Source organism: Psychrobacillus sp. NPDC096426 (assembly GCF_044762745.1).
In the GTDB taxonomy this organism is placed as follows: Bacteria; Bacillota; Bacilli; order Bacillales_A; family Planococcaceae; genus Psychrobacillus.
In genome coordinates, this window is the sequence record NZ_JBIWEX010000004.1 from 59,260 (window position 1) to 77,863 (window position 18,604).

Sequence of the window (18,604 nt, forward strand, 5' to 3'; positions counted from 1 at the left end):
AAATTACAATACATTTCTTCTTTAACTAAACTGCCGCTTTAGTTTAAGTGAAACCCTTCACAATCATTAGCTATTTTAACATAAGTATCCAACAAAAAATCACCTCTCAGTAAACTAAAAGAGGTGATTTTAAAAATTCTTTATAAATATCAGTAAACGAATTTAATGTAAAGTTACCAACTTTAATATAACTGGACAACAATTTATTGTAGCTTTGTAATAAAGTTCGATTAAAATGATACTAATAACCTTGATAAACGGACAAAAGAAAGAGCGTGTTTTGAAAAAAGATTGATCAAAACACGCTCTTAATATTTTCAATTGAATTATTCTTGTATAAAAAAGTTTGATCATTTCAGTGAGCTTTCCTCCATTAGACGCCCTTTAATGGAATAACTTGACTCGAGATTAAAACATCAACAAAAACAAAAGAAAAGATTAGTATGAATTAATACCCTAGCAATTTAAAACGCTCAAAAAAGGGAACCAAACATTATCAACCACTAAAATTTCCTTTATGCAAAGAGATTCGTCATTAATTATCTTTCCTAGCTCATTTTCTAAAAATATCTCCATTCGAAAATAAAACAGCTATAATAATGATAAAAATGCCAAACTCATGTTTCAAAAGTAATGGTTCATTTAAAATGAAATAGCCTAAAATCACGCCAATAATCGGGACAATATAGTTGCTGTAAGATGTAAATAGCGCTCCCTCTTCTTGAATCAAAAGATTATACAACATGTAGACGATTCCTGCGTGAAACATACCTAAAATGATAATATATAATATTTGTGTATTACTTATGCTCATTTGTAACGGCTGTTCAAAAAAAAATGCCCATGGTAATAATATAATACTTGCAATCCATAAAACGTTTCTCATATGGACCACAGGAGAACCACCTTCCAATTTTTCCATGAGAATCAAAGACACCGCAAAACTCATAGCAGCAAGAATGAGTAACACATTTCCAAATATATTCCCTGAAACATTCATCATTCCTTGAGTTGGCCACGATAAGATAACAATTCCTATAAATCCTAAAATGATGCTAACTATTTCTAACTTCCTTGCTTTCTTTTTGAAGAACAATGAGAAAAATACTAAAGTGAAGATTGGAACCATTGCGATAAGCATAGATGCAATACTGCTTGATACATATTTTTGGCCTTGCGCAATGAGAATAAAAGGAAACACTACTTCAAAAAGTGCAAGCCAAAAATATTTGTTAAAATTATCTGTGCTGTTTACTTTTGGTAGGAACAGACTAATAATTGTTAAACAAATTGCACCAATGAGTGCTTTCAAAGCGGACAATGTAATCGAGCCTAAATCATTCGTTACTAATTCTACGAAGAAAAATTGAGAACCCCAAATGCAACTTATTACAAATAAGAGGCTATACTTTTTCATTGTGTCTGCTCCTTGCACCAAAATAATTTGTTCCAACGATTCCTATAATGATAACAATTGTTCCAACTAGGTGGTGTCGATGAAATTCTTCCTTCAAAAAAATTACACCCGCTAAAATTGTAATGAGTGTTGCAAAATTACTGAAAACGCTCATTTTCGATGCATCTATTTTTGATAAAGCATAATTGGAAAGATAGGATGTTCCTAAAGACGATAGGATTCCTAAATATAAAATGGCAAGAACAAAATCCCAGTGTCCAAAAGGTTGCATAAATTGATGGACTGTTCCATTCATTACGTGGTTTGTTAGTGCCAGTACATTAAAAGCTATAAACCCGAACAAGGTCATGATATATGTGATAGTGAATAATGAATAGCGTTGCGTTAACTTTCTGGCAAATACGTTGTATAGTGAGGCTGTAAGTGCTGATAGTAAAATCAAACCAGTCCCGATTAGACTTGTATTGGTGCCCCCTGTCCCGTTCATGTACATAATATACATCACACCGAGTACCGATAAACCAATCGCTATTTTTTGACTATGTGTAGACGTTTCCTTTAAAATGATACTTGCAAAAATTAACGTAAAAATTGGTATTGTCGCTTGAATAATACCTGCTTCCGATGAAGATGTATGCACTAACCCAAATACTTGAAAGGCAAAAAAGAGTGTCGGATATAAGATGGCTAACAATGCAATCTGCAGTATATCTTTTTTTGTCACGTTGACTTTGTTCGATCCTTTTTTTAACACGAACAACACTGTGGCAGCGATCCATGCAATGGTAAACCTATGAGCCAATGTATCTAATGGTGTTGCAACCGTTAATGTCACTTTAACAAACATAAATGACAATCCGATAATGATTGCATAGATGGTTGCTGCGATATATGCATTTCTATTTTCAATCATTTCGATTTCCCCCTCATATTGATCCGGCCGGTACCATTATCATAAGGGATAATAATAACCTTGACGATATAAAAAATACACATCTGTACCGATACAGATGTGCAAGGAGGTTTATGATGCTTAAATATGAATCAATCTATCAATCACTTCTGATGCAAATTCAGTCTGGTAAATTTTCGACTGGTGCAAAATTACCATCGATTCGAAATTTAACTGTGCAATATTCTTGTAGTAAAAGCACGGTTTTGACCGCTTTAAATAAATTGGAGGAGCAACATATTATTTATGCCCTACCGAAAAGTGGGTATTATGTTGTGGATAATCACATCTTCAAAACCCCATCACCGGCTGACATAATTGACTTTGCCAGCGCATCTCCTACTTGGCATGCATTTCCTTATAAAGACTTTCAACATTGTATTAATAAAGCAATTGACACATATCAAGAAGAATTATTTCGCTATGGCACCCTAAAAGGTTTGCCCTCACTAATTGAAGAGGCTAAAAAACTCTTAGAATCTTATCAAGTATTTACACGTTCTGAACAGATTTTCATCACTACAGGTGTTCAACAGGCTCTTTTTTTATTAAGTATTATGCCCTTTCCAAATAATCGTTCCACCATTCTAGTTGAACAGCCTAGCTATCATCTATATATGGATCTGCTGAAAACCTTACAGCTTCCAGCAATAGGAATTCAACGTACCGCGAAAGGTATTGATTTAGGGCGACTAGAACAAATATTTCATGAAGAAGATATTAAATTTTTTTATACAATGCCACGCTTTCATAATCCTTTAGGGACGTCATACAGTAAAAAAGAAAAAGAGGCTATTTTACAGTTAGCCCACCAATATAATGTGTTTATTATAGAAGATGATTATTTAGCAGATTTTGAATACAATCCGAAGAACGATCCTCTTTTTGCTGATGATTACCATGATAAAGTCATCTATTTAAAAAGTTTTTCAAAAATTATGTTTCCTGGGTTAAGAGTTGGATTGGCGGTTCTTCCGCCTTCACTTATTGACATTTTTCAAAAATATAAAATGACAACGGATATCGACAGCTCTATGATTTCACAAGCCGGATTATATCTCTATTTGAAAAGTGGTATGTTCGAGCATAATAAAATGAATGTAAGTAACATTTATCATGAGCGCGCGAAAATCCTTCATCAATCAATACGAGATCATTTACCTACTTATGAATCATCATCAGAAGTTGTAATGCATAGTCATATTGAGTTGCCCAAGCGTGTGAATTTGAAATCGTTTGTTTATCATTTGCAAGAAGAAGGCATATATATGGATTCAGTTGAAAGAAATTATCTAGATGACTTTTACCATGAACGGATTTTGAAGTTGAATGTTTCAAATGTTGACGGCCATCGAATTGAAGAAGGTATTAAGAAAATTGCAAGTGCATTAATAAAACCTGAAAACTACTTTTTCTAGTGATTATGATGCCAGGCACAAACACTATTCAGAATAGTGTTTGTGCCTGGCATCAAATTTGTTTAATCAAAGCTCACATATGATCTGATCTACAAGGATGGATAATTAATCGTCATATTTAATCTTGTCACTCCATTGCCTGGATTGTGATACGCATGTTTACAGTTAGCTTTGAATCTAATCGAGTGATCTTTTTCGAGTAAATAGATTTGCCCTGATATCGTTAATTCGAGCTGCCCATCAAATACAGTAATGTATTCCTCTGTGCCATCATGATGAGGATCTGCTTCTAAATACCCCCCCGGCTCAATTTCTACCATGTATATTTCAAACTGTTTATCATCTTCGAATGGAAAATATGGATACACTTTATATTTCCCATCATTCTCTGGCAATTCCAATAAATCGTTTTTTGATATTATCGTTACATCATTCGTTGATTCCTTAATTAGTGAAGTGAAAGAAACCTTTAATCCATTCGCAATTTTCCACATGGTCGTTATCGTCGGAATAGAGTCCCCACGTTCTATTTGGCCTAACATTGTTTTACTGACACCTGTTAATTCTGAAACTTTATCCAGACTTAATTTATTTGCCTTTCTGTATGCTCTCATATTTTCAGCTACCACTACATGTATTTCCTTCACATCGTATCCTCCATTTTTTATTTACAATATAACGTATATATTGTACAATTTAAAGCACATATCAATATAAAGCATTTTTGTACATTATAACACACAAGGGGTGCAGTCATCATGTCCATGTTGTCACTATTGGTTTATGCATTTGTCGCAAGTTTCACACCGGGTCCTAATAATATTATGTCGTTGTATTACGCCAATAAATTTGGCTTGAAACAGACTTCCAGATTTTGCATAGGGGTTGGTTTTGGATTTTTTATTTTATTATTACTCGCAAATTATTTTAGTGTTGCATTAAATACCGTTTTTCCAGAAGTCGAGTTAATGATGAAATTATTTGGTTGCCTCTATTTACTTTATCTAGCATATAAAATAATGACAAGTAAACCTGGTAAAGAACAACAATTTAATAATCGATATAATAATTTAAAGTCAGGCGCTATGTTGCAATTCATCAATCCTAAAGCAACTATTTATGCCATTACAGTCACCGCCACATTCGTGACACCCTTTTATCACCATTATTTGACTCAGTTTCTATTTGTAATCTTGTTAGCTATGATTGGATTCTTAGGGACATTCAGTTGGAGTTTGTTTGGGTCATTTTTCAAGAAGTGGATTGCTAAATATCAGACGATTTTCAATAGCATCATGGCTTTGTTACTTGTTTATACTGCGGCTACGATTTTATCTCATTAAAAATCCCTACTAAAAAGGAATGAAGAAATAGGAGAATATCGCTGTATCTGTACTCGAATCAGGGGATATTATTAGAAATTTGAATGACTATAAATAGAAATACAACATGTGTGTTTGTTGAATAAGAAGTAAAAGGGTGGTACATAATATTTACGAATATGTTAACGATAATATTAAAGTTACAGATTTATCTACGAATGATCGCTTCGGATTAGATTCCAATAAAACAGTAATTCCAATTAATGCAACGACTAATGTCTGTGCCAAGGCTTTAACATCTGGGTTGCTTTCTAACTCACCTGATTTAATACCTTTTAGAAGGGTTTCTTGAAATATGACTGAAAAATACATTTCGTGCTCCCTCTTAAGGATTTCAAATTTTTCATCGCGTGGAGCAAGCTCTACAATTGTATTAATACAAAAACAGCCCTTACTTACTTTGTTCATGTACTCTTCTTCTATCATTTCTTCAAATAGATTACGAAATGCTTCCTTCACAGATGTAGTGTTTTGTAGTTTTGTTCTAATTAGGGAGGCATGGAAGGTAGCAAAATAATAATAAAAATCTCTTCACGCTTAATCCTCTTCTCGATATTTAGAACGTTATAAATTCGAAAGAGCTACACTCATTTTTTCCGAATAAAATAAGGCCCACATTCCATTTCATGCGTCATGATAAATGTCCAGTTACCATTCCAATCCATTATATAAATGTCACCAAAATACATGTTAAGCTGGTCATATGGTAAATCTTCGATTGTAAGTGTTTTAGCATTTTCAAGAAGATACGCCTCGTTTATAAACTGATAAAAAATGGTGCACTTTTGCTTCAATTGTTTTATAAATGCTGCTTCCGCTGCTTCTTTCTCCAAACACTCAACTTTTTCCCAACTACATAAATGCCATAGAAATCCATCCATTCCGATTGAATTTTGTTCTTCCGCTGAAAGATGATTTGCAAAGCACTCCCGCCATTTCTCCCGCAGATAATGTCCCCACTTTGGTATTTCCTGTACCTGTAATTCTTTATATCTCAATTTATTTTCCCTCATTCTCAATAATCTTTATAACTAGAAGTATACGATTATAATAAGTAACAAAAAAGAACAGACTAGTTTCAGTCTGTCCTGAATTATTTCTTATTTAATCAAACAAACGATTCAAATTCGCCATCTCAATAGCAGATACTGCCGCATCATAGCCTTTGTTTCCAGCTTTAGTACCAGCGCGTTCAATTGCTTGTTCAATTGTTTCCGTCGTTACAATACCGAACATAACCGGAACACCTGTCGTTAACCCAACACTAGCGATGCCTTTAGCAGTTTCATTACATACATAATCATAGTGCGTAGTAGAACCACGAATAACAGAACCTAAACCGATAATTGCATCATATTTTTTCGTTTCGGCCATTTTTTTCGCGATGAAAGGTACTTCAAATGCACCTGGTACCCATGCAACATCCACATTTTCTTCGGCAACGCCGTGACGTTTCAAGCCGTCCATTGCACCGTCCAATAATTTACCGTTAATAAATTCATTAAATCTACCGACAACTACCCCAATTTTTAAATCTGTTCCGATTAACTGTGCTTCAAATACTTTTCCCATTTTCATCTCTCCTCTTTTACATTTTTAAACGAGTGCTTTAATCCCTTGTTCTGAACGATAGTTCACTAATGCTTCAATTGTTACAAACTTCAAATCATGTGCTTCGGCAATTGTATGTAATTCCGGAACCCTAGCCATGGAACCGTCGGCACTCATAATTTCACAAATAACGCCGGAAGGTTGAACACCACAAAGTTTCGCAAAATCGACAGCTGCTTCCGTGTGACCTGGACGCTCCAGTACGCCGTTATCTTTTGCGATAAGCGGGAACACATGCCCTGGACGGCGGAAATCTGAGCTAACCGAGTCAGAATTGAACAATTGTAAAATCGTTTCGGAGCGCTCAAAAGCACTAATACCTGTTTCCGTTGTTTTATAATCAATACTAACCGTAAACGCTGTTTGATGATTATCCGTATTACGCGCAACCATCGGATGTAAATCAAGGCGATCCGCTAGTTCTTGTGTGATTGGCGTGCAAATCAGCCCGCGACCATATGTTGCCATAAAGTTAATATTTTCAGGAGTTGCAAAATCTGCCAGCACGAGAAAATCTCCCTCATTTTCACGACTTTCATCATCGACAACAATAATGATCTTCCCTTTTTTTAAATCCTCAATTGCTTCATCGATTGTATGGAACATATAAATAACCTCCTTTAACATGTTAAAATCCATTTTGTCTTAAAAAATCCATCGTAATAGACGAATTTTCTTTCTTTCGATCCAAATGATTGATCACATATTTGCCAAGTAAATCATTTTCAATATTTACAACATCCTGCTCTTTTTTGATTCCTAAAATTGTTTCACTAAATGTAAGTGGTATAAGCGAAATCGTAAGCTGTTTTGGCTGAACGTCGAATATAGTTAAACTAATGCCATCGATTGCAACCGAACCTTTTAACATGCAGTATTTACTCAGTTCTTCGCTGATGCCAATATCGACATATACCGCGTTTTCTATTTTTCTTTTTCTTAAAATAACACCTGTTCCATCCACATGCCCCGAAACAAAGTGACCGCCAAATCGACCGTTTGCAGGCATCGCCCGCTCCAGATTAACGACATGTCCCATTTGTAAAGAACGAATGCTTGTAGACTTCACTGTTTCTGGCATCACATCGACCGTGAATATATTGCTCGAAAATGAAATCACTGTTAAACATACACCATTTACCGCGATACTATCCCCTAAGTGAATATCTTCTACAATCTTTTTGGATTCCAATGTTAACTGCATACTATTAGGCCCACTTTTCATCGACTTCACCTTGCCTAAGTCTTCTACAATGCCCGTGAACATTCACAACACCTCTTTTCTATAAAGAAATTTTGTTCAAAAAGAAAACCCCATAGATCAGCTCTACGGGGTTAGTTTTGGGAAATTATGTTTTACGCATCGACAAATAAACCTTTTAGAGGTATTGTTTTACCCCATAAGGAAATAAGCTTGCTCGTACATCCTTCTCCCATCCAGACTATACTGTCGGCTTTGGAGTTGCACCAAATCCTGCCTTAAAAAGGCTCACGGGCTTAGAATTTCTTCATCACCGTCGATTGGGAATTTCACCCGACCCCGAAGGAATACACTTGTATGAAATTAATTCGGTTTTATTGCAAAAATAAAACCCCATAGATATATCTCTACGGGGTCGTTTGAAAATTTATATTTTACGCATCAACAAATAAACCTTTAGAAGTGTATTTTTCTCCATAAGGAAATAAGCTTGCTCGTACATCCTTCTCCCATCCAGACTATACTGTCGGCTTTGGAGTTGCACCAAATCCTGCCTTTATTTTTTAAAAAGAAAGGCTCACGGGCTTAGAATTTCTTCATCACCGTCGATTGGGAATTTCACCCGACCCCGAAGGACTATTCATCTATAAAATCTAGTATACCACTAGGGCAATAAAAATTCATTTAAAATAACTTAAGCAACATTACATTTATCTGCAGCCTTGTCCTGGTACTAGTTTAGCCATATAAGACATTGCTTCATCTAAGTCAACATTTTCATGATACTGCCAAGTCTTATAGTTCATCGCACCACCAGGTTTAATATCTACAAGCATAAGACCAGTATCTTCTAATAACATTTTCAGATCTTGAGGAGAATAACATCTTAATGATTGCGTAACGTTTTCATCCCCATCAAACCATGTATCTAGCATGCGACAATTCAAAAAATCAAAGTCATATTTTCGAAGCTTACTGCCGACCATCATCTCTTGACCTGCAACACTTGCCCAATACCAAGGCGCATAAATATCTATTAAGATACATCCATCCGGTTTTAGCCAATTGCTCATTCGTTTTAATAGTTTCTGTTGATCATGATCATCACCGATACCAAATCCATCTATATAGCAAATAACATCAAAGGATTTAGGAAGGTCGACCTCGTAAAAGTCTCCTTCAATGATTTCAAGCTCACCGATCAAATTATGTTCGTTTTTTAGCTTTTTCATATAGTCAACTCGGGATCCCACTAACTCAACCGCACTAACATCATATCCTTTTTTAGCAGCTGTTATTGCAAATTCTCCACCTCCAGCACCTAACTCCAAAATGGACTGGAAAGGTTTAGAAGCCAAAGTCTCTATTTTCGTCAATATTTCCTCATGCTCTTCGTTTGGTCCTGTTAAACCTTCTTTATATAATTGAAATTGTTTGTTGTAAAAATTATTTACCCATTCCATACCGAACACTCCTTATTCAACATTTATTTCATTCAATAAGGTCGAATCAGAAAGGATCAATTGTAAAGCAACATATATTGCCCTCCGATAATTTGTAGTTTAATAGATTTTAACACAGATTATTCAGAAAAGTAAACTTGACTCTATGTACAAATAAAAACTAATCTATTACCTATTTATTTTCTCTTTCACTAGATTTGTTAAAATTTTCTCTACAAAGAAAAATCCATATAACGATTCATTTTCCTCAATAATTGCATAAACCTTTTCTAAATGAACAATAGCCTGGTTTAAGTCTTTCTCTAAATAAGCAACCATTGCTTGTCCCCTATAATAAGATACTGGCTCGATAATGGAGAGATTTTTCTGAAGTTTAACAATATCTTGTGTATGATAGTTATCGTCTAGCAATAACTCGATTTGATGCATGTTAATAATAAAGCTCATTTGAAATTTATTATCTTTTGTAATAGGGATCGATTTGTATGGTTGCATCACTTTCACAGCATTATGGAAGCCATTTTGATAGACTTCGTAATAGTATAGGAGCATGGCATATTGCAAATTTTCAATAGATGGCTGCTTTTGTCTTGCAAAGTTTACTAATTCTACATCCCATTGTATTGGTTGCTTATTACTAAGCAATTCCTTCGATAATACAAGTTCATCTAATAATTTGATAGTTTCATCATTATTCTTTAATAGTGTTAACAATACATAACCATCAGTCTTCATGCTCGTCTTTAAAGGAATTGCTGTTGCACAAAAAATAGCTATGTTCATAATCGCAAAATACATAAAAAGAATATAACCCGACAAATAATAGAGAGCCAAACTTAAGATCCCGATCAATACCGAAGCAACAGGACCTCCTGCTACAAATAACGCTTCCTTTTTAGCTAATTTTTTGTATCCAACTCTAGGAGGTATCATCAATGCAACGCCTCCCAAAAATAACCAGATTTTATTTTCCTTCAAGCTTATTCCATCCACAGTTTTCAAACATTGAACTGGTCCTGAAATAAAGAAAACAAATTCAAATCCACCAGCCTTTCCTGCAACGACATGACCTAACTCATGAATAGTTATCGCAAGCCACAACGATAACAAAATTCCTGAAAGCATGACAGTCATTTCGTATGTACGATCAAAAGTGACACCTACTAAGATCATTAATAATGCACATAGGGAGACCCATTTAGGAGTTACAATCGATTTCATACCTCCGCCCCCTGCTTCCATTTTTGATATTGAACAGAGCAGACCATCATGATCGAAGGCATCGTAAAGACGAATGAAAAAATGAATGCCCACTTACTTACTTGCTGAATTGGACCTTCCGTAATTGTCATCAATGCCCACAAAATTATCGTTGCGACTAAAAAGAAAAGTGTGACAAAATATATCGGTCTTGCTAATCTAGACAATTTATCTATCGATGAATCCGCATCACTATAAATCGGAATCGTGCCTGGCATAGCTCTAAAAATATGCATATCATTTTTCGAACAAACATGTGTCCATCCAGAACTTGCAAATACTTCAAAGTATTCATCCTTGTCATCTTCCAAGAGCTTACGGTAATCAATACTATATTGGATTTCTCCAAACTCTCTTTTTTCTAATCTATAGCCTCCTAGAGCAAAATCTTTTAAATGCCAGCCTTCCGTCCCTTTTAGTTGTAGCAATTGCATATCCTTTTCTTCCGCAAAAGCTAGACCATTTGAAACAATATATTTTGACTTTTCATGATGTACTCCCCCCTTGAAGCCCTGTTTCTGCCAACTTAATCATAACCTTTCGCCGTTCGATATCTTCAGCCAAAACTTTTCTACCCTTTTCTGTTAATACGTACACTTTCCTACGTGAATCTGTTTCATCATGCAGTACAATAAGTTGTTCACTTAGCAATTTTTTAATAATTGTATAAAGTGTTGCTGGTCCAATAACAAATGCTCCTTTTGTTATTTCCTCAATTAGACTCATGACTGCGTATCCATGTTTCGGCTGTGCAAGTGCAGCCATAATGTAAAACACTGAGTCTGTTAATTGTTCGAGTGATTTCAAAATAATCCTCCTTAATATATCACTTATTGATATAACTAAAAATAATATATCAATAAGTGATATAAAAAAGCAACCCCAAATCGGGATTGCTTTTTATAACATAAAAGATGATTCAGATTTAATAACACCTAATAAGATTGTTAATCCTTCTTTTAACTCTTCCAAAGTAGCGTAAGCATAGGAAAGTCGAATATGATGCCAATCACTCGGATCGTATATATAACCAGGGTTAATGAGTACGTTTTGCTTTATGAGCTTCAAGAATAGTGCTTTATTCACAACTGGTTCGTTGAATCTTAGCCATATATAGAAGCCCCCCATTGAATTCTCCCATGTGGCTATTTGACTGAAATCTTTATTAAGAATATCCTCTACGAACAAGGCACGCTCTTTTAATTGTTGGCGTAATCTTACAACATGCTCCTCGTATAAACCAGTAGAAAGCCAGTGGGCAACAATTTCTTGTGAGAAGGCACTCGATCCGTAATCCGTCTGCATTTTAATATCTGCCAGTCGTTTAATAACAGGTTCAGGGGCTACAACCCAGCCAATTCTAAGTCCCGGACTTAATGTTTTAGACACACTCCCTAAGTATAAAACTTGTCCTGTTTGATCCAGAGATTTCATGGCCGGTAGCGATTCCTCAAATAATAATTCATAATACACATCGTCTTCAATTATTGGTATTTGTAGTTCTGCACATATTTCCAATAGTTCTTTCCGCTCCAGGGGCGTTAAATTACTCCCTGTTGGATTATGCAAAGTTGGAACCGTATAAAAAAGTGACTGTTTTTTTCCTCTAATAACTTTTAATGTTTCAACTAAGCGTTCATTCCTCTCGACGGACACCATTTGCATACCAGCAGATTGAAATGGGTGCACCGAGTTTAAATAAGATGGATACTCTTGAAAAACAATTGATTGCTGCTCCAGTAAACCGACGGAGATTAATTGCAAAGCTTGCAATGCCCCCGAAACAATTAAAATACTCTCAGGTGATGTATGTATTCCCCGCTTCTGCAAATATTCGCTTAAAATTATTCGAAGTCTCTTACTTCCTTTCGGCTCTGAATAACCGATATCTCGTGCGTTTAGTGAAATAGCTTGAAGTGATTGTTCTAAAAGCTTCGTTGGTAATAAATCCGGTGAAAGTTCACCAGTACCAAGTCTAATTATAGAGGAATCTTGCTCATATTCATTAATCAGCTGGATTGTATGATAATTTGGTTTATGGATACTTGCTTGTATATGCTTGTGCCAATTTGGCTGCGATTTGTTCAAAAGTATATTCCATGAGTTATTGGATACAAAAGTACCGGCCCCTCTTTTCATTTCAAGCAAACCATCCGCCTTTAATTCATCAAGAACTTCGATAATTGTACTTCGGTTCACCCCTAACAGCTCAGCTAATTTGCGCTGTGGTGGTAGTTTTGTACCAACTGGCCATTCTCCTTGCTCTATACGTGTCGTAATCCATTCGACAATTTGGATATGGAGTGACAAATGCGAGTGACGATCTGGTGTCCAATTCAAAGTATCTCTCCTTCAATTGGTTGGTTCTTAAACCATCCAATTGGTTGTTTTCTTTTAGTTGTAACATAGTTAAAGTAATATGAGAAGGGAGTTTTTTAATTGGAAGCAATCATACATGGTATTTTATTAGCATTTGGACTTATATTGCCTTTAGGTGTACAAAACGTTTTTATTTTTTCGCAAGGAGCCACACAACCGAGTGTATTAAAGGCTTTACCTGCTGCTATTACAGCTGCTATCTGTGACACTTTACTAATAGTACTCGCTGTATTTGGTTTGTCCGTCATTGTATTGCAATTGGAGGGCTTGCGACTAGCACTGATGATAGTTGGCATTGTATTTCTTTTATATATGGGGTATTCGATTTGGAAAGCAAAACCTACTAGCCTAGAAACGGAGAAAAGTTTAAAAGCAAGGAAGCAAATTGTCTTTGCGATGTCCGTTTCCCTATTAAATCCACATGCTATTTTAGACACGGTTGGCGTCATTGGGACTAGTGCACTAAAGTACGTTGGGACAGAGCAGTTATTATTTATGGTAGCTTGTATCGTTGTATCATGGTGTTGGTTTTTTGGACTGACATTTGCAGGAGCAACGATGAAAAAAATGGATGGTACAGGAAAGCTGATGACTATTTTTAATAAATGTTCCGCTGTTTTTATATGGTGTACCGCAGTTTATCTTCTTGTAGGTTTGCGTTAATTGCTGAATTTCACTGTTCTAAAGACGATATAATCCCTATATAGATAATCTGGCGGTTTTCAAGTGTGATTTTGCGATTCAGGGTTTTATATCTTGCGACTGTCAAAATCAAATGTGTATATCAGGAGGTGAATAGTAAATTGAAGGAAATGATAGAAAAAAGGTTAGCCTATTTATATTCTGGCGAATTATCTTCTATAATCGTTTTTGTCCCCGTTAGTTATCTATTAAATTACGCATTCCCCAATCTACAATTGTATTCTCTATATTCATTTTGGGTATCTTTTATTCTTTTAGAGTTTCTTTTATTGCAAGGAACGATTTATTGGTATACAAAACTTAAAAGACTAAGAAATGAGAATAATTCTATAACTCCGATTAAGGTTGTTCGATAGTTACATTGTTCAAAAACGCTGTCTATAGTTATGATTATGTCCACAATTTTTGTATTTGCGTTTGATTTCATTAAATGGTATCCATCTTTACCATTAGGTGGGTTAGCAATTGCCTTGTTCATTTATATCTTTGCAATTTTAGAGTTTATTAACTACTTTCACATTCAACTATCATACGATAATGTCTCTGACATAAGAAATTTGTTAAAAAGTAGGAATTTGAAGAAATCCAGTATGTATAAAGATTTAAAACGAATTAAGAAATTGAAACACTGAAACTAGAGTTCCAATTAAATTTCACCCTAAAATCAACAATGAATTTTTACAAAGCCTTTCATTTAAAATATCTGACAATTAATGAAGAAACACTTCTTTTCTTCCGTTGCTCCTGTATAATATTTAAAAAATGAGGTGAGCACGGTGATTAATGAAATGAAAGGAATGCTAACAAAAAGGTGCAAATACTTATCGACCGCAGAAATAACACAATTGCAACAGGCAATGGAATTTGCCGAACAAGGACATAGTGGACAAACAAGAGCAACGGGAGAACCATATATCATCCACCCGCTTGAGGTATGTCTAATTTTAGCAGAATATAAAGCAGATCTCCTATCATTAATATGTGCATTACTACATGATGTGGTGGAAGACACAGCAGTTTCTTTGTCTGAGATCGAACAACATTTTGGCAAGCAAGTTGCTTTCATTGTGGACGGGTTAACAAAGTTTGAGAAAGGAACAATTGAAAAGGAAGAATATGGCGCCATTAACACAGAAAAGCTTCTTTCAACCGCTATCATGGATATCCGTGTAGCCGCCATAAAACTGGCGGATCGTCTACATAATATGAGAACTCTCGCAATTAAAAGAATCGAAAAGAAAATACCTTATGCGAATGAAACATTATTATTCTTTTCTCCACTTGCCGAAAAAATTGGATTATATAGAATTCAAGAGGAATTAGAGGATTTAGCATTTAGCTATTTAAATATGCCAAAGTATAAACGATATAAAAAAATCATGGAAGATTATGCGAAAAACTACTCTACGACTCTCCATAAGTTCATTCAAAAAGTGCAAGAATGCGATTCAAATAACGTCATTATTCACACAGAGTGTCGAAAACCTCCTCTTTTCAAAGCATATAATCTGATAAGTGAAGGACACCATATTCCTAATCTTTTTACTATTCATGTTACAACCAAAACAGCACTTAGTTGCTACACAGCTCTTGGAATTATCCATTCAATATTTGAACCCATACCTGATCAATTTATTGATCAAATAGCGATTGAACAGCACCCATTTTTAAAATATCTTATAACAAAGGTTAAAATCAATCATCAGATTATCCAAGTCATTATCCATGATGAAAAAACGCAAAGCTTCTATAAAAATGGAGTCTTTGACAATTTACAGGAAACCGATATGCAACATCTGAGCGAAAAACTTTTAGGAAACTCTATTCACTCTGTAAAATCAATCTCAAATAATTCGATCGCATTTTGTGAGTTAATTTCATTTGAATTATTCCAAAAAGAAATAACAGTGTTCACTCCAAAAATGGATGCGATTGTACTACCAGCAAACTCCAATATCATTGATTTTGCATATGCATTAGATCCTTCACTAGCAAGTAAAATGGCCTTTGCTAAAGTGAACGGTAAAGTCCAATCGCTTCAAACAACATTACAAAATATGGACATTGTCGAAATCCACACAAAAAATAAAATAACGGCCAACGCTAAATGGTTACTCCATGTACAGACATCAAAGGCTGTAAAAGAAATAATGAAAGTTGTTGATGATTGTTAATTCTAAAAAGCAATATAACGATTAAAAACACAAAAAATATGTTGTAACCTAATCATTTCGCTTAGAGGCTACAAAATATTTTTTTTTGAAATCGCTTCTTTTTAAGCTTCATTTCCTAATTCTGGATAATATAAATCCTTTCGCAAGCATACATCACGATGGCGTAGCTGCTCCTCCCCTTTGAAACGTAGCCAGATTTCATCATCAGCCATAACACCATGGCACAATACCCCAGTGGTTGAAGGCGTTTACACCTAGGGATGCAAGTAACTCATCTGCATTCACACGCGTTGTTGGAAATGTCCACCACTTTAACCAACGTTCTATTTCTTCACGAGTAATGAAACCTTCCATATTCGGGGAGAACTGCTTATTGAAACCTATAATATAGTTAATAACGTATGGTGACTCCCCTTCTTTAGGTTTTAAATCTACAGAAGCGATAACATCAGAAATATTGCAGCATTTTCTAACAAACAAATCCAGAAAATGGATTCAAACAATTAATTGGCCATTGAAAGTAACTAATTCTTATGACAGCAAGTAAACTTGGAGTGAGACGTCAATGACTGTTACTCGTTTTTTGAGAACGTTGCGGAAATGCCTCAAAATGTTGCACGTTTGAAGTGGAAGTTTCGTATATGCTCTTCAATGTTGCGAGTAACCCCTGCTACGTTGCGCATTTATTAATCGACATTATTCACCAAGAATAAAGTGCCGAATCATTGGGATGATCTTATTATTGGCAATGTGCAGAAAATCGACTTAGCGTTCGAAATAAAAGCATTGTTTTACTTCAAAGTTCTAACTTTCCAAGCTCATCATAGAATAGAAGAATTCTAACTTTTAGAAATGATAAATTGCTGGAAAAGGGGACAAGAAGATGTTTGCCGTTCATTTTTATGAAAACAAGACGAAAGTGTTAAATCAAGCGTTAAGAAGAATACCTGCAGTAGGAGAAGCATTAAAAATTAAAGGTAGAAAAGGAAAAGTTATAAGCGTGATAGAAATGGATGAAAGTACCTATCATGTCTATATGGAGTTTGAAAAAATAGTAGAGAAAAACATCGCAAACACGAAAGACCTTGGGAAGAAGAAAAGAAGGTAAATATCCTTAGGTAAAAACAACACTAATAGAAAAAGCGAGAGTTATTTTTACTCTCGTTTTTTATTGGAATTCCCCAAAAACGATAGACTCCCTGTCCTTATTGCTCTATAATTACGATAATATTGCTAAAAACGAACAATGAGGTGTAGTTTATGAATAAATATACGCAAGTTTTTCAAGGGACAGCTTTTACTAGCAAGTCACCGAAAGAAGTGGAAATCTTAAAAGACTATCTATTTTGCATTAATAACAAAGGAATGATTGAGCGAGTTGTGGCACCTGTAGATGCCGACTATCCAGTTTTACTAAATGCTTATGAAGGGGCAGAAAACTTTCAGCGCTTAGCCGAGGGTCAATATTTCTTACCTGGTTTTGTCGATTTACATGTGCATGCTCCGCAATGGGCACAATCTGGAACAGCACTAGATATTCCCCTTTATGATTGGTTAAATACATATACGTTCCCGATTGAGTCGAAGTTTTCGGATTTAGAATTCGCGAAAACAGTTTACGAAGATGTAGTAAACACCCTGCTAGCAAATGGAACTACTACGGCCCTTTATTTTGCAACTGTACATAAAGAAGCAAGTTTTATGCTAGCTGAAATATGTGCGAACAAAGGCCAACGCGGTCTAGTTGGAAAAGTAGTCATGGATAATCCCGATCAAAATCCAGACTTTTATCGAGATGCTAGCACGCAAACTGCTTTAGAAGATACAGAAGCATTTATTTTAGCTGTAAAGAACTTGCTAAAACTACTAAACAAGGGGTGTATCCAGTAGTGACACCTCGTTTTATCCCAAGCTGTACGGATGATGCTTTAAAAGGTTTAGGAGAACTTGCTGCAAAACACGATACGCATATTCAATCGCACTGCAGTGAAAGTGATTGGGAGCATGGCTATGTACAAGATCGATTCCAAAAGAATGATGCCTTTGCCTTGAATGATTTTGGTTTATTAGGTGATAAATCTGTGATGGCACATTGTAATTTCTTAGATGAAGACGATGCACATCTGTTTGCTGAAACGGGAACTGCCGTTTGCCATTGTCCAGTATCTAATGCTTACTTCGCAAATAGCGTCATTCCGATCGCTCATTTGCATGCAAAGGGTGTGGAGATTGGATTAGGCTCTGATATTTCCGGTGGTTTTTCGCCTAGTCTTTTCGATAATGCTAGACAGGCTGTAATATCATCGAGAATGTTAGAAGATGGCGTGAATACAAAGCTTCCTGCTAGTGAACGCGGGGTGCCAAATTCACGTATTACGATTAACGAGGCATTTTACTTGGCAACTGCTGGTGGAGGAGAAGGTTTAAGTTTACCAATCGGACGTTTAGCAGAAAATTATGCATGGGATGTACAAATCATCGATACAAAATTAGCGACTGCAAAATTACCTATTTTTAACGATGAGGAAGATTTGCATGATGTCTTCCAAAAAATAATGTATCTAGTGCGACCAGAAAATATTCGGGAAGTTTGGGTTCAAGGCGAAAAAGTTCATTCACGTATGTAATCAAGAAGGAGATACTAG

At 35.4% G+C, this 18,604-nt stretch carries 17 protein-coding genes, 4 pseudogenes and 2 riboswitches; of the genes and pseudogenes, 7 read left to right on the top strand and 14 right to left on the bottom strand.

The window, feature by feature from the left end; all coding sequences use genetic code 11:
* Nucleotides 1-553: 553 nt before the first annotated feature.
* Both ACIQYS_RS04815 and ACIQYS_RS04820 read right to left on the bottom strand, forming a co-directional pair.
* The gene (locus tag ACIQYS_RS04815) at nt 554-1,417 is read right to left on the bottom strand and encodes a DMT family transporter (protein WP_402975695.1); all 864 of its coding nucleotides are present in this window, start codon (nt 1,415-1,417) and stop codon (nt 554-556) included.
* A complete protein-coding gene (locus ACIQYS_RS04820; protein WP_402975697.1) occupies nt 1,404-2,330 on the bottom strand; it encodes a DMT family transporter in 927 nt (308 codons plus the stop codon). Before ACIQYS_RS04820 ends, ACIQYS_RS04815 begins: the two co-directional genes overlap by 14 nt.
* Nucleotides 2,331-2,446: 116 nt before the next feature.
* Between ACIQYS_RS04820 and ACIQYS_RS04825 the strand changes: the two genes are divergently transcribed.
* Nucleotides 2,447-3,787, top strand: coding sequence for an aminotransferase-like domain-containing protein (locus tag ACIQYS_RS04825; protein WP_402975699.1), 1,341 nt, complete (start codon nt 2,447-2,449; stop codon nt 3,785-3,787).
* An 89-nt stretch (nt 3,788-3,876) separates the two neighbouring features.
* Here ACIQYS_RS04825 and ACIQYS_RS04830 read toward each other — a convergent pair whose 3' ends face one another.
* On the bottom strand, nt 3,877-4,434 hold the full coding sequence (locus ACIQYS_RS04830) for a helix-turn-helix domain-containing protein (RefSeq protein WP_402975701.1): 558 nt from the start codon (nt 4,432-4,434) through the stop codon (nt 3,877-3,879).
* Nucleotides 4,435-4,545: 111 nt separating this feature from the next.
* On the opposite strand from ACIQYS_RS04830, the gene ACIQYS_RS04835 reads away from it, so the two are divergent.
* On the top strand, nt 4,546-5,130 hold the full coding sequence (locus ACIQYS_RS04835) for a LysE family translocator (RefSeq protein ID WP_402975703.1): 585 nt from the start codon (nt 4,546-4,548) through the stop codon (nt 5,128-5,130).
* A gap of 150 nt (nt 5,131-5,280) precedes the next feature.
* Here ACIQYS_RS04835 and ACIQYS_RS04840 read toward each other — a convergent pair.
* The 10 genes and pseudogenes from ACIQYS_RS04840 to ACIQYS_RS04885 form a co-directional block, all read right to left on the bottom strand.
* A pseudogene (locus ACIQYS_RS04840) lies at nt 5,281-5,670 on the bottom strand (TetR family transcriptional regulator C-terminal domain-containing protein); the annotation flags it as partial.
* An 86-nt stretch (nt 5,671-5,756) separates the two neighbouring features.
* Nucleotides 5,757-6,182, bottom strand: a complete 426-nt coding sequence (locus ACIQYS_RS04845; protein WP_402975705.1) for a DUF4275 family protein — start codon at nt 6,180-6,182, stop codon at nt 5,757-5,759.
* A gap of 91 nt (nt 6,183-6,273) precedes the next feature.
* Entirely contained in the window at nt 6,274-6,741 is a 468-nt protein-coding gene (ribH, locus tag ACIQYS_RS04850; protein WP_402975707.1) for a 6,7-dimethyl-8-ribityllumazine synthase, read from the bottom strand.
* Between the two features lie 54 nt (nt 6,742-6,795).
* Nucleotides 6,796-7,386, bottom strand: a pseudogene (ribB, locus tag ACIQYS_RS04855) (3,4-dihydroxy-2-butanone-4-phosphate synthase); the annotation flags it as partial.
* 22 nt (nt 7,387-7,408) lie between these two features.
* Nucleotides 7,409-8,047: a riboflavin synthase gene (gene ribE, locus ACIQYS_RS04860; RefSeq protein WP_402975709.1), complete on the bottom strand. Its 639-nt coding sequence runs from the start codon at nt 8,045-8,047 to the stop codon at nt 7,409-7,411.
* A gap of 154 nt (nt 8,048-8,201) precedes the next feature.
* Nucleotides 8,202-8,332: riboswitch (FMN riboswitch) on the bottom strand.
* A 146-nt stretch (nt 8,333-8,478) separates the two neighbouring features.
* Nucleotides 8,479-8,621, bottom strand: a riboswitch (FMN riboswitch).
* A gap of 70 nt (nt 8,622-8,691) precedes the next feature.
* A complete protein-coding gene (locus ACIQYS_RS04865; protein WP_402975712.1) occupies nt 8,692-9,444 on the bottom strand; it encodes an SAM-dependent methyltransferase in 753 nt (250 codons plus the stop codon).
* A 168-nt stretch (nt 9,445-9,612) separates the two neighbouring features.
* On the bottom strand, nt 9,613-10,665 hold the full coding sequence (locus ACIQYS_RS04870) for a M50 family metallopeptidase (protein WP_402975715.1): 1,053 nt from the start codon (nt 10,663-10,665) through the stop codon (nt 9,613-9,615).
* Nucleotides 10,662-11,138 (bottom strand): DUF2812 domain-containing protein, encoded by a 477-nt coding sequence (locus ACIQYS_RS04875; RefSeq protein ID WP_402975717.1) that lies wholly within the window; start codon nt 11,136-11,138, stop codon nt 10,662-10,664. Before ACIQYS_RS04875 ends, ACIQYS_RS04870 begins: the two co-directional genes overlap by 4 nt.
* A gap of 52 nt (nt 11,139-11,190) precedes the next feature.
* The gene (locus tag ACIQYS_RS04880; protein WP_402975719.1) at nt 11,191-11,511 is read right to left on the bottom strand and encodes a PadR family transcriptional regulator; all 321 of its coding nucleotides are present in this window, start codon (nt 11,509-11,511) and stop codon (nt 11,191-11,193) included.
* A gap of 93 nt (nt 11,512-11,604) precedes the next feature.
* Nucleotides 11,605-13,044, bottom strand: coding sequence for an aminotransferase-like domain-containing protein (locus ACIQYS_RS04885; RefSeq protein WP_402975721.1), 1,440 nt, complete (start codon nt 13,042-13,044; stop codon nt 11,605-11,607).
* Between the two features lie 99 nt (nt 13,045-13,143).
* On the opposite strand from ACIQYS_RS04885, the gene ACIQYS_RS04890 reads away from it, so the two are divergent.
* From ACIQYS_RS04890 to ACIQYS_RS04900, 3 genes and pseudogenes are all read left to right on the top strand, one after another.
* Nucleotides 13,144-13,746 (top strand): LysE/ArgO family amino acid transporter, encoded by a 603-nt coding sequence (locus ACIQYS_RS04890; protein ID WP_402975723.1) that lies wholly within the window; start codon nt 13,144-13,146, stop codon nt 13,744-13,746.
* Nucleotides 13,747-13,886: 140 nt separating this feature from the next.
* A pseudogene (locus ACIQYS_RS04895) lies at nt 13,887-14,417 on the top strand (general stress protein).
* Nucleotides 14,418-14,561: 144 nt separating this feature from the next.
* Nucleotides 14,562-15,959, top strand: coding sequence for an HD domain-containing protein (locus ACIQYS_RS04900; protein WP_402975725.1), 1,398 nt, complete (start codon nt 14,562-14,564; stop codon nt 15,957-15,959).
* A gap of 204 nt (nt 15,960-16,163) precedes the next feature.
* Here ACIQYS_RS04900 and ACIQYS_RS04905 read toward each other — a convergent pair whose 3' ends face one another.
* Entirely contained in the window at nt 16,164-16,313 is a 150-nt protein-coding gene (locus tag ACIQYS_RS04905) for a hypothetical protein (protein ID WP_402975727.1), read from the bottom strand.
* Nucleotides 16,314-16,842: 529 nt separating this feature from the next.
* Between ACIQYS_RS04905 and ACIQYS_RS04910 the strand changes: the two genes are divergently transcribed.
* On the top strand, nt 16,843-17,067 hold the full coding sequence (locus ACIQYS_RS04910; RefSeq protein WP_402975729.1) for a hypothetical protein: 225 nt from the start codon (nt 16,843-16,845) through the stop codon (nt 17,065-17,067).
* A 152-nt stretch (nt 17,068-17,219) separates the two neighbouring features.
* Nucleotides 17,220-18,586, top strand: a pseudogene (gene guaD, locus ACIQYS_RS04915) (guanine deaminase).
* Nucleotides 18,587-18,604 lie beyond the last annotated feature (18 nt).

What these genes read in the sequence shown, in the direction of transcription:
- ACIQYS_RS04815 (WP_402975695.1), bottom strand. Translation starts at nt 1,417, where the DNA reads ATGAAAAAGTATAGCCTCTTATTTGTAATAAGTTGCATTTGGGGTTCT.
- ACIQYS_RS04820 (WP_402975697.1), bottom strand. Translation starts at nt 2,330, where the DNA reads ATGATTGAAAATAGAAATGCATATATCGCAGCAACCATCTATGCAATC.
- ACIQYS_RS04825 (WP_402975699.1), top strand. Translation starts at nt 2,447, where the DNA reads ATGCTTAAATATGAATCAATCTATCAATCACTTCTGATGCAAATTCAG.
- ACIQYS_RS04835 (WP_402975703.1), top strand. Translation starts at nt 4,546, where the DNA reads ATGTCCATGTTGTCACTATTGGTTTATGCATTTGTCGCAAGTTTCACA.
- ACIQYS_RS04845 (WP_402975705.1), bottom strand. Translation starts at nt 6,182, where the DNA reads ATGAGGGAAAATAAATTGAGATATAAAGAATTACAGGTACAGGAAATA.
- ribH (WP_402975707.1), bottom strand. Translation starts at nt 6,741, where the DNA reads ATGGGAAAAGTATTTGAAGCACAGTTAATCGGAACAGATTTAAAAATT.
- ribE (WP_402975709.1), bottom strand. Translation starts at nt 8,047, where the DNA reads ATGTTCACGGGCATTGTAGAAGACTTAGGCAAGGTGAAGTCGATGAAA.
- ACIQYS_RS04865 (WP_402975712.1), bottom strand. Translation starts at nt 9,444, where the DNA reads ATGGAATGGGTAAATAATTTTTACAACAAACAATTTCAATTATATAAA.
- ACIQYS_RS04870 (WP_402975715.1), bottom strand. Translation starts at nt 10,665, where the DNA reads ATGAAATCGATTGTAACTCCTAAATGGGTCTCCCTATGTGCATTATTA.
- ACIQYS_RS04875 (WP_402975717.1), bottom strand. Translation starts at nt 11,138, where the DNA reads ATGCAATTGCTACAACTAAAAGGGACGGAAGGCTGGCATTTAAAAGAT.
- ACIQYS_RS04905 (WP_402975727.1), bottom strand. Translation starts at nt 16,313, where the DNA reads ATGGAAGGTTTCATTACTCGTGAAGAAATAGAACGTTGGTTAAAGTGG.
- ACIQYS_RS04910 (WP_402975729.1), top strand. Translation starts at nt 16,843, where the DNA reads ATGTTTGCCGTTCATTTTTATGAAAACAAGACGAAAGTGTTAAATCAA.